Below are 11452 nucleotides of genomic sequence, written 5' to 3'. Positions count from 1 at the left end.
CATTTGACCAAACTTCATCTTTCTGATATGTTTCAAGGATGCTTATCCCATCCTCCTCCCATTTTCAACGCAGTTTTTGGGACTTACTTGGGACTTACTTGGAACTTACTCGGTCCTTACTGTTTACGTACAAAGAATGGTTATGTTCCGTATTCATCCCGAAGCCGAGAGCCGAGCTGAAAATATAATGAAAGGACTCATGCAACCGCTATTCTAAAGAATCGTTAAAACAAAGGAAAATATCGAAGAATAAGAAGATACTTTCTACTAACTGAAACGAAACGTCTATCACATTTTTATATATCAGATATTCTGTCTAATTTTGCAACGTGAAAATACAACACAAGTAATCATAGGCATATATATTAATTAAGGTATGAAAAGGACAACACTAATGGTAACGGCAATAGCTATAGCGCTATCGGCCTGCGCCCAGAAAAAATGGACGCTGACTGAGTGTATAGACTATGCGTTACAGAACAACATTACCCTACAACAGGCGAAATTGCAAAAACAATCGGCTACGGAGGAACGCAAACAGGCTAAAGCGGCACTACTGCCATCGCTGTCGGCATCAACAAGCCAATCATTTGGCTACAGACCGTGGCTGGAAAATGGTGTCGCTACCGTGACAAACGGTACGGTAAACTCGAAGGTCAACAAGACCTATTATAATGGAAGCTATGGCATCAACGCACAATGGACGGTATGGAACGGAAACCAAAACCGGAATCAAGTGAAACTCGGCGAGGTTAGCGAACAACAGGCAGAACTGCAAACCGAAACGACCGCTAACAATATCCAAGAGCGGATTGCTCAGCTCTATGTGCAGATCCTATATATGAACGAAGCCGTGGAGGTCAATAAACAAAGTCTCGAAACTAGTAAAAGGAACGAGCAACGTGGTAAAGAAATGGTTGAGGTGGGTAAAATGGCAAAGGCTGACCTCGCACAACTCACAGCACAACGGGCTGCCGACGAATATACCATCGTAGAGGCTGAGAGCAATATCGCTAACTATAAGCTACAGTTGAAGCAACTACTGGAACTCACAGGAGATGAGGCTTTTGACATCGAAATGCTAACAGCAGGCGACGAAGAGGCTTTAGCTGAAATTCCTGCGCTATCTACGGTCTATGAGACAGCTCTGGGCGGAAGACCGGAAATCAAGAATGCACAACTGGGATTGAAACAAAGCGACATACAGATGAATATCGCCAAGGCTGGTGCCATGCCTACCATCAGCATCAACGGAGGTGTGGGCACCAGTACGGCATCAATGAGCTCTCAAAACTGGGACAAGCAGATTAAAACAAATTTCGATGCTTCGGTGGGTGCTTCTGTTAGCGTACCGCTCTTCGATAACAGAAAGACAAAAACAGCTGTCAATAAGGCACGTATCCAACGGGAACAGGCTCAACTGGAACTGCTCGACCAACAGAAGCAACTCTATGCCACCATCGAAGGCTACTGGCTCGACGCTGAAACAAACCAACAGAAATTCAAAACGGCATTGACTACCGTTGAGAGTGAACAGGCAAGCTATGACTTGCTCGAAGAGCAGTTTCGGCTCGGTCTCAAAAACATCGTTGAACTGATGACTGGAAAAGACCGGTTGCTCTCGTCACAACAAAATAAATTGCAGGCGAAATACACCACCATCCTCAACCGTCAGTTGCTCCGCTTCTACCAAGGCGAGAAAATGACATTATAATATAAACAACATATCTAACAGAAACATAATACCACAACAATATGAATATCAAGAAAATAGGTATAGCAGCTGCTGCTATAGTACTCATCGCCATAGTGGCTTTCTTGCTGACAGGCAACAAAAAGGAACAGAAAGTAACATACACAACCGCAAAGGTGGAACGCCAGAATATTGAGAATACCGTCACAGCAACTGGTACTATAGAACCTGTGACTTCTGTTACCGTGGGTACTCAGGTTAGCGGTATCGTCTCTAAACTCTATGTGGATTACAACTCGGTGGTGAAAAAAGGACAGGTCATCGCTGAACTCGATAAGACCAACCTCATCAGCGAACTGAATACGGCTAAGGCTAACCTGTCGAGTGCACAGAGCACGCTGAACTACGAAAAGACTAACTTCGGAAGATACAAAACCTTGTATCAGAAGGGTCTGGTTAGTGCGGATGACTATGAGAATGCGCGTCTTTCCTATGACAAGGCTCGACAGCAGGTGGCTTCAGCTAAAGAGAATGTACAGAAGGCACAAACCAATCTGGGCTATGCCACGATCACCTCACCTATTGATGGTGTGGTGCTGTCCAAATCGGTAGAAGAGGGACAGACCGTTGCGGCATCATTCAATACACCTGAACTGTTCACTATTGCCAAAGACTTGACCGACATGCGCGTGATTGCCGATATCGACGAGGCTGACATAGGTGGTGTAAAAGAGGGACAACGCGTGACATTCACAGTGGATGCCTTCCCCGATGACTTGTTTGAAGGTGAAGTGACTCAGGTTCGCCAACAGGCTACTACTGAGAGTAATGTCGTGACTTACGAAGTGGTGATCTCGGCACCAAACAAAGATCTGAAACTGAAACCGGGACTGACTGCCAATGTCACCATCTTCACACTGGAGAAGAAAAATGTTACGGCTGTACCTGCCAAGGCATTACGCTTTACACCCAACGAAACCCTGCTGCAAGAAGGACAGACCATTGCAGATTGCAAGGGTGATCACAAGGTGTGGACACTCGAAAATAATGTCTTCAAGGCTCATGCCGTTGAGATTGGTACAACCAACGGTACTACAACAGAGATTACCGGTGGCATCAAAGAGGGTACTGAGGTTTTGATTGATTTCAATATCATGGGTGGTAACGAGGCTGAAGGCCAAGACCAGCAGGCAAGGAATCCCTTCATGCCTAAACCACGCGACAACAAGAAAAACAACCAGAAGAAGTAAGTACTATGGCCGAAGAGAAAAGAAAAACAGTCATCGAACTGCAGAATGTGAAACGCTACTTCCAGGTAGGAAGTGAGACGGTGAAGGCACTAAGGGGTGTCTCCTTCAAAATCTATGAGGGCGAGTTTGTCACCATTCAGGGCACATCGGGTTCTGGAAAATCTACACTCCTCAACCAGTTGGGATGTCTCGACACACCTACCAGCGGAGAATACTTCCTTGACGGAGTGGCTGTACGCACCATGTCGAAGACGGAACGGGCACACCTGCGCAACAACAAGATTGGTTTTGTGTTTCAAAACTACAACCTGTTGGCTAAGACAACGGCTGTAGAGAATGTTGAACTGCCGCTCATGTACAACAACAAGTATAATGCAGCACAACGTCGTGAGGCTGCCGTTAAAGCTCTGCAGGCTGTAGGACTGGGCGACCGTCTGGACCATAAGTCTAATCAGATGTCGGGTGGTCAGATGCAACGTGTGGCAATTGCCAGGGCTCTTGTCAACGACCCTGCCGTACTTTTAGCTGACGAAGCTACGGGTAACCTTGATACGCGTACATCGTTTGAGATGCTCGTGCTCTTCCAAGAACTCTACCGACAGGGACATACCATCATCTTCGTGACCCATAATCCGGAAATTGCGGAGTATTCTAGTCGTAACATCAACCTCCGTGACGGTAAGATACGTGAAGATACCATCAACACCAATATCAAGTCGGCGGCAGAAGCACTTGCTGCATTACCGAAACCGCAAGACGATTAAACTCACATACTATATATTGAACCCATCAGATTATGAACATACTCAATCTTTTCAAAGTCAGTATCAGGGCTGTCGCCAACAACAAGATGCGATCCTTCCTCTCCATGCTTGGCATCATCATCGGTGTGGCAGCGGTCATCATCATGATGTCTATCGGACAGGGATCTAAAGAGAGTATCCGTGCGGAACTCTCTACCATGGGCACCAACCTGATCAATATCCGACCGGGGGCTGATATGCGTGGCGGCGTACGCCAGGACCCGTCAAGCATGCAAACCTTGAAGATGGCTGACTATGAACGCATCATGCGCGAGAAAAAATATGTGACGAATGTTTCTCCTGAGGTCACAGCAAGCGGACAGGCTATCTATGGCAACAGCAATACCAATACTACGGTATATGGAGAAAGTCCGGAATACCTCGACATCAAGCAATGGACCATAGAACAGGGCGACTGCTTTACACAGGAGGATATCAAAAAGGCGGCTAAGGTGTGTGTCGTTGGTACTACCATCGTCAAGGAACTCTATGGAGAAGGGGCTGATGTCATCGGCAAGACTATCCGCTTCAAATCCATACCGATGCGCATCATCGGCGTACTGAAGTCGAAAGGCTACAACAACTGGGGTATGGACCAGGACAACGTCATCATCGCTCCCAATTCTACCGTCATGAAACGCATCGCGGCACAGACGTGGTTCTCCAGCATTGTGTGTTCGGCAATTACCGAAGAACTGAGCGATGCGGCCATCGAAGAACTCACACAGATTCTTCGAGACAACCACAAACTGAAAGGTGATGCTGCCGATGATTTCACCATCCGTTCACAGGCTGAGATGATGGAGACCATGTCATCCACCATGGATACCGTGACCATCATCCTCGTGGTGGCTGCTGCCTTCTCACTCCTTGTGGCTGGTATCGGTATCATGAATATCATGCTGGTCAGCGTGACCGAACGCACCAAGGAGATTGGATTGCGTATGGCTGTTGGAGCCACAGGACCGGTCATCTCATTGCAGTTCTTGATAGAATCCGTACTCATCTCTGTAACAGGTGGATTACTCGGCATACTCGTAGGATGCTCGGCAAGCGAATTTATCGTACCGATGTTCAATATGCCGTCAAGTGTTCCTGCATGGAGCATCTACGTATCATTCTTTGTCTGTGTCTGCATCGGTGTACTCTTCGGATACATTCCGGCACAGAAGGCTGCTAATATGGACCCAATAGAAGCTATTCGACATGAATAAACGTTTAGAGATTCTCATCCACATCGCCATCTGGATTGTTATCATCCTTTTACCGCTGATGTTCATGAATCATGGCAGAGGTATGTCCGTCAGTCAGTTTATGCTGACCACAACGGTACCGCTGACCTTCATGGCAGTGTTCTATATCGATTACCTATGGCTCACCCCAAGGTATTTCGTAACAGGACACCGCACGCAGTTCTTTGTGATCAATACCTTCATAGTCATCGTGCTCGGCATTGCCCTTCACCTCTGGATGAGTCTGTCACACGACATGCTGGGACATAACCACAGGGAACCGCCGTTGATATTGACCGTTGCTTTTGTCATACGCGACATTGTCAACCTCGTCATTGCGGCGGCAATTGCCACCCTACTCCATCTCGCCTTGCAGTGGCAGACAGCAGAAGAGGCACGAAAAGAAGCTGAACTGAGCAATCTTCGTTCACAGATCAATCCTCATTTCCTGCTCAACACGCTCAACAACATCTATGCGCTGACTGCTATCAATACCCAGAAGGCACAGGAGGCGATACAAGATCTCTCTAAGATGTTACGACACATGCTCTATGACTATCAGCGATCGGAGATAGAACTGCGCGATGAGGTGGAGTTCCTAAAAAACTATATCCGACTCATGAAACTGCGTCAGGGGCCGTCGGTAGAAGTCAATACCTCGTTTCATATCACCAACGAACAACAGAAAGTGGCTCCAATGATCTTCATCTCACTGGTGGAGAACGCCTTCAAACATGGAGTAAAACCTGCCGTTCCCTGTACCATCAATATTACCATCCAAGCCAATGACAGACAAATCGTCTGCGACATCGTCAACTCCAACCACCCCAAGACTTCTACTGACAGGAGTGGACACGGCGTGGGACTCGAACTTGTAAGACGACGATTGGAACTGGCTTATAAAGGACGCTATGAATGGACGCATGGCGTTAACGATAATCAAAAAATGTATCATTCTACCATTACAATTAAATTATGAACATCACTTGTGCTATCATCGACGATGAACCGTTGGCAATTGAACTCCTGAAGAGTTATGCCGAAAAGACACCATTTCTCGAACTACAAGGTTCGTATGGAAGCGCTATCGAGGCTATGAAGGTGCTACGCGACAATCCTGTTGACCTGCTCTTTCTCGATATCCAGATGCCAGAACTGTCAGGCATAGAATTTGCCAGAATCGTTCCTAAAACAACAAAAATCATTTTCACCACCGCTTTCCAACAGTATGCCCTGGATGGCTATAAGGTTAAGGCACTCGACTATCTGCTCAAGCCCATTGCCTACGAAGACTTCCTGGCTGCTGCCAACAAAGCGCTGGAATGGTTCAGGGTATTCCGCAAACAAGAGACTTATATGCGCGACCGCTTTATCTTTGTCAAGAGCGATTATAAATTGGTACGCATTGACCTCGACAACATCCTGTATGTTGAAGGACTCAAAGACTATGTCCGCTTCTATCTCGACGACGGTAGGAAAATCATGTCACTCATGAACATGAAGAAACTCGAAGAGTTCCTTCCCAGACCGGAGTTCCAGCGCACACACCGCTCCTATATCGTGCACATGAGCAAGGCGGAATCTATCGACCGCTTCCGTATCGTCTTCGGCAAGGAGTTTATCCCCGTATCTGAATCCTACAAAGACAACGTTCAACAGTATCTCGATGCGCATACGCTGGCATAAGATGCACAGCACGATTGCCATCGGGCATACCAACAAAAACGCAGGCTCCCAACAAAGGAGTCTGCGTTTTTTATAGCGTAATAATTAGATTGTTACATATTCATACCACCGTCAATCTGAATCACCTGACCTGATACATAGCTTGACATATCAGAAGCCAGGAACAGACAAACATTAGCAATATCTTCTACCTGTCCGCCACGACGGAGAGGAATCTTCTTCATCCAGTCCTTACGAATCTCTTCTGGCAGTTGTGCCGTCATGGCAGTCTCAATGAAACCAGGAGCTACGGCATTGGCACGTACACCCTTAGGACCGAGTTCCTGAGCAATAGACTTTGCCAAACCAATCATACCTGCTTTAGAAGCAGAGTAGTTACACTGGCCTGCATTACCGTGTACACCTACCACACTCGACATATTGATGATAGAACCCTTACGCTGGCGCAACATGATAGGAGCGCAGGCATGAATGAAGTTGAAAGCTGATTTCAGATTGACATTCAATACTGCATCCCACTGGGCCTCTGTCATACGGAGCATCAGACCATCCTTGGTGATACCGGCATTGTTCACCAGTACATCAATAGAACCGAAATCCTCCTTGATTTTGTTGACCACAGCCTCTGTCTCTGCAAAGTCAGCAGCATTTCCTGCATAGGCATTACATTTCACGCCAAGAGCCTCAATTTCCTTGCGGGTAGCCTCAAGGCCTGCAGCCATATCATCGTTGAGTACAAGATCAGTAAATGCAATGTTAGCGCCTTCCTGGGCAAATTTCATAGCAACGGCTTTGCCGATACCACGTGCTGCACCTGTAATGAGGGCAGTCTTTCCTGTTAATAATCCCATAATGTGTTTATTTGTTTATGTTATATGTTTTATTGTTAGTGTTACTATTCCTGTCAAATCATCGGTCACTGTTCTTCTTGAAGTTTCCCAATGCGCCATACACAAATTTGGCAACCTGAGGTTTGGTGGCTTCTTCTGTCATTCCATGGGCAATACGACCATAGATATAAGGCACTTCAAGTCCCTTGATACAATAGTGGGTGATGTCAGCTACAAGATCTACGTTTTCTATGTCAAACTCGCCTGCCTCCTTGCCCTCTGTATATACCTTACGGAACAATTCCACTTCTGCATCATCAAAGTTCTTACGCACCTTCTCCACCATCCATATATTACGGAAAAACTCAGCACGTAGATTACCGTTACGCACCACCGTCTCACGGATCATACTCAGATGGGTGTATATCAATTCTATCACCTTATCCTGTGGACGGATACGCTTAGCAGCTACCTCATCCAATTTATCAGACAGGCGCTCCAGTTCGCACTCAATGACAGCAAAATAAATATCTTCCTTGGATTTAAAATAGGTATATAGCGTGCGACGTCCTTTGCCAGAGGCAATGGCAATGTCGTTCATCGTCGTGTTTTCCATTCCGTTTTTGGCAAACAACTGACGGGCTACATCTACTAATTTTTGTCGCGTCTTTGATATTGACATAGTTATGACTCCTCCTATTTTTCTATTGCACATGCATGCATACGTGTGCAAAATTACACATTTCTTTTCTATTGTGCAAACAATTTCCGTTATTTTGTTCTATTTGGAGGAAAAACAAAAAATTATCGCATAAAAATTTGGTATTTTCAAAAATAGTTTGTACCTTTGCACCCGCAATTAAGAAATACAGCGGAGTGGAGCAGTTGGTAGCTCGCCAGGCTCATAACCTGGAGGTCGCATGTTCGAGTCCTGCCTCCGCAACTAATGAAATCGCAACATTCTGATAATCAGCTGTTGCGATTTTTTATATTCACGGAGTGTTTTGGTTAGAAGTTAGAGGTTAAAGGTTAAAGGTTAGAGGTTAGAGGTTAAAGGTTAAAGGTTAAAGGTTAGTGTTTAGATATTCTAGTTAAAGATTCTTCTAAAGATTTTGATACACAAGCAAAAACGGGCTGAAAGCCCAATGGTTTCCCTAGCCCAGGGCAACACCCTGAGGAAGAGCGCATTATAGTCAAAGATTATAGTTAAAGATTATGTTTATGGAGGCAGAGTGGTAGATTATTTCTGGCCACAGGCCATATTTTAACAAAGATTTCCTCCAAAGATTTCTTGCCGACAGGCAACCCCAAACCATCCGTATAAATTCCGTTTAAATTGGCTACGCCTTTGTTTTCTCGCCACGGCATAATTAAAGCGAGCTTTATTCTGCTCATGGCTTAACGAAAACAATCCGATGATCCGTGTCCTCATGCAACAATCAAGGTTAAAAAAACAAAATTCATAGCCATTCCTTGCATCATTTCATTTTTTTGTTTTAACTTTGTGCTATTAGAAACAATAACTAACAAATAAACAATATAAATGAATTATGGAAAACAACACTGAGTTGATCGCCCAATGCGAAGCACGGGCAAAAGAATGGCTCTCACCAGCCTTTGATGAAGAGACACGCAAAGCAGTACAGACCATGCTCGACAATGCCGACAAGACCGACCTTATCGACGCCTTCTACCAGAACCTCGAATTCGGAACAGGAGGACTCAGAGGCATCATGGGAGCAGGAACCAACCGCATGAACAAATATATCGTAGGCATGGCCACACAAGGTTTTGCCAACTATATCCTCAAAGCATTCCCCAACCGCAACGACCTCGCCGTAGTAGTAGGCCACGACTGCCGTAACAACGGACGTATGTTTGCAGAAACCGTAGCAGACATCTTCTCTGCCAACGGCATCAAGGTATATCTCTTCGAGAGCCTGCGCCCCACACCAGAGATCTCCTTCGCCATCCGTCAGCTCCATTGTCAGGCAGGTGTCAACGTCACTGCCTCTCACAACCCACGTGAGTACAATGGCTATAAAGCCTATTGGGATGATGGTGCACAGGTATTGGCACCCCACGACAAAGGTATCATCGATGAAGTCAATAAAGTCACCATCAACGATGTGAAGTTTGAAGGCAACAAAGACCTCATCGAGATTATCGGTGGAGAAATGGACTGGGACTACCTCCAGGCAGTCAAAGAGGCCATGGTAGATCAGGATGTCATCCTGCGCAACAAAGACCTCAATATCGTCTATTCGCCCATGCACGGCACAGGACGCGTCATCATTCCTGAAGCACTGCGCTCATGGGGATTCCAAAACATCCACGTCGTACCCGAACAGATGGTCATCGACGGCAATTTCCCCACTGTAGTATCACCCAACCCCGAGAATCCTGAAGCCATGACACTCGGTATGAAACTCGGAACACGCCTCAATGCCGACCTCGTCATAGCATCCGACCCCGATGCCGACCGTCTCGCCATTGTCTGCCGCAATGCCAAGGGCGAATGGGAAATCCTCAACGGTAACCAAACCTGCATGATGTTCTGCTGGTATATCATCGCCAACAAGAAGAAGCTCGGTCAACTCAAGGGCAACGAGTTCCTCGTCAAGACCATCGTCACCACAGAAGTTATTGCCGAGATAGCCAAGAAGAACGGTGTAGAACTGCGTGACTGCTATACAGGCTTCAAATGGATTGCCAACGAGATTAGAATCTCAGAAGGCAAACAGAAGTATATCGGTGGTGGTGAAGAATCATTCGGATTCCTCCCCTTCGACAAGGTACGCGACAAAGACTCCCCCGCCTCTATCTGCCTCATCTGCGAGATAGCAGCATGGGCAAAAGACAACGGCAAGACCCTCTACGACCTCCTCATGGACATCTATGCCGAATACGGATTCTCTCGCGAGTTCACCGTCAATGTAGTACGTCCAGGAAAGACAGGAGCCGACGAGATCAAACAGATGATGGCAGACTTCCGTGCCAATCCCCCACAGGTATTGGGTGGTGCCAAGGTAGTGCTGTGGAAAGACTACCAGTCACTCGAAGCCAAGCATGCCGACGGCACAGTAGAGAAGCTCAACATGCCCGCCACCTCTAATGTACTCCAGTGGTTCTGTGAAGACGGCACCAAGATCAGCGTACGTCCTTCAGGTACCGAACCCAAGATCAAGTTCTACCTTGAAATCAAAGATGCCTCATTCAAGTGTGCAGGCTGCTACGAGCGTTGCACCAAAGCAGCCGACCAGCGCATTGAAGCCATCAAAAAAGATTTGAAACTCGACTAACCCTCCCCCACTTCCACAGGAAGATACCACGCCACCCTGTTCTCACCGAACCCAGGGTGGCGTTTTCATTGTCAGATGTTAGTGTTTAGTTTATAGGATATGGGATATGGGTTATAGGTTATAGGTTATAGGTTATAGGTTATAGGTTATAGGTTAGTGTTTAGAGTTTCGAGATTCTAGTTTAAGATTCTCTTTAAGATTATAGTTTGGATGTCGAGCATCAACGATGCGATCCATAAAAAATCCCTCCAGCAGAGCAACGTACTGTTGCGCATTTTCAGTTAGGATTCTTCTAAAGATTTTGATACACAAGCAAAAACGGGCTGAAAGCTCAATGGTTTCCCTAGCCCAGGGCAACACCCTGAGGAAGAGCGCATTATAGTCAAAGATTATAGTTAAAGATTATATTTATGGAGGCTGAGTGATAGATTATTTCTTGCGTAAGCAACATCTTAAAAAAGATTTCCCCCAAAGATTTCTAGCCATTAGGCTACTAAAAAACCACCCACGGACCACACGGAGAACACAGATTTTGTTTAAAGATTCTCCTCAAGATTCTAGTTAAGATGTCGAGCATCTTAGATGCGATCCATAAAAAAAATCCTTCCCAGAAGCGAGGTATTCGAGCGCATTCTAGTCAGGATTTTATTTAAAGA

Annotated in this window: 9 protein-coding genes and 1 tRNA gene; 8 read left to right on the top strand and 2 right to left on the bottom strand. The window is 46.1% G+C overall.

Translation table 11 applies throughout. From position 1 onward, the window contains the following. Positions 1-376: 376 nt before the first annotated feature. From CIK90_RS11910 to CIK90_RS11885, 6 genes are read left to right on the top strand one after another with little or no spacing between them, the layout of a single operon-like run. Complete coding sequence (locus CIK90_RS11910) at positions 377-1714, top strand: TolC family protein (RefSeq protein WP_094446914.1); 1338 nt, start codon at positions 377-379, stop codon at positions 1712-1714. Between the two features lie 41 nt (positions 1715-1755). Next, positions 1756-2943, top strand: coding sequence for an efflux RND transporter periplasmic adaptor subunit (locus CIK90_RS11905; RefSeq protein ID WP_094465612.1), 1188 nt, complete (start codon positions 1756-1758; stop codon positions 2941-2943). Positions 2944-2948: 5 nt separating this feature from the next. Beyond that, entirely contained in the window at positions 2949-3707 is a 759-nt protein-coding gene (locus CIK90_RS11900) for an ABC transporter ATP-binding protein (protein ID WP_094391647.1), read from the top strand. A gap of 32 nt (positions 3708-3739) precedes the next feature. Beyond that, positions 3740-4960: an ABC transporter permease gene (locus tag CIK90_RS11895; protein WP_094465610.1), complete on the top strand. Its 1221-nt coding sequence runs from the start codon at positions 3740-3742 to the stop codon at positions 4958-4960. Continuing rightward, on the top strand, positions 4953-5957 hold the full coding sequence (locus CIK90_RS11890; protein WP_254046352.1) for a sensor histidine kinase: 1005 nt from the start codon (positions 4953-4955) through the stop codon (positions 5955-5957). The genes CIK90_RS11895 and CIK90_RS11890 overlap by 8 nt, the downstream gene beginning before the upstream one ends. After that, positions 5954-6664 (top strand): LytTR family DNA-binding domain-containing protein, encoded by a 711-nt coding sequence (locus CIK90_RS11885; protein WP_094465608.1) that lies wholly within the window; start codon positions 5954-5956, stop codon positions 6662-6664. Before CIK90_RS11890 ends, CIK90_RS11885 begins: the two co-directional genes overlap by 4 nt. Positions 6665-6756: 92 nt before the next feature. Here CIK90_RS11885 and fabG read toward each other — a convergent pair whose 3' ends face one another. Further along, positions 6757-7515 (bottom strand): 3-oxoacyl-[acyl-carrier-protein] reductase, encoded by a 759-nt coding sequence (gene fabG / locus CIK90_RS11880; protein WP_094391644.1) that lies wholly within the window; start codon positions 7513-7515, stop codon positions 6757-6759. A 58-nt stretch (positions 7516-7573) separates the two neighbouring features. After that, complete coding sequence (locus tag CIK90_RS11875) at positions 7574-8176, bottom strand: TetR/AcrR family transcriptional regulator (RefSeq protein ID WP_094391643.1); 603 nt, start codon at positions 8174-8176, stop codon at positions 7574-7576. A gap of 188 nt (positions 8177-8364) precedes the next feature. On the opposite strand from CIK90_RS11875, the gene CIK90_RS11870 reads away from it, so the two are divergent. Beyond that, positions 8365-8437 (top strand) — tRNA-Met (locus tag CIK90_RS11870). Positions 8438-9044: 607 nt separating this feature from the next. Next, on the top strand, positions 9045-10796 hold the full coding sequence (locus CIK90_RS11860) for a phospho-sugar mutase (protein ID WP_094465604.1): 1752 nt from the start codon (positions 9045-9047) through the stop codon (positions 10794-10796). Positions 10797-11452: the final 656 nt, after the last annotated feature.

The organism is Prevotella sp. P5-126 (assembly GCF_002251185.1).
In the GTDB taxonomy this organism is placed as follows: domain Bacteria; phylum Bacteroidota; class Bacteroidia; order Bacteroidales; family Bacteroidaceae; genus Prevotella.
Note: the sequence above shows the minus strand (reverse complement) of the source record. Positions and strands in the feature narration are given on the sequence as shown.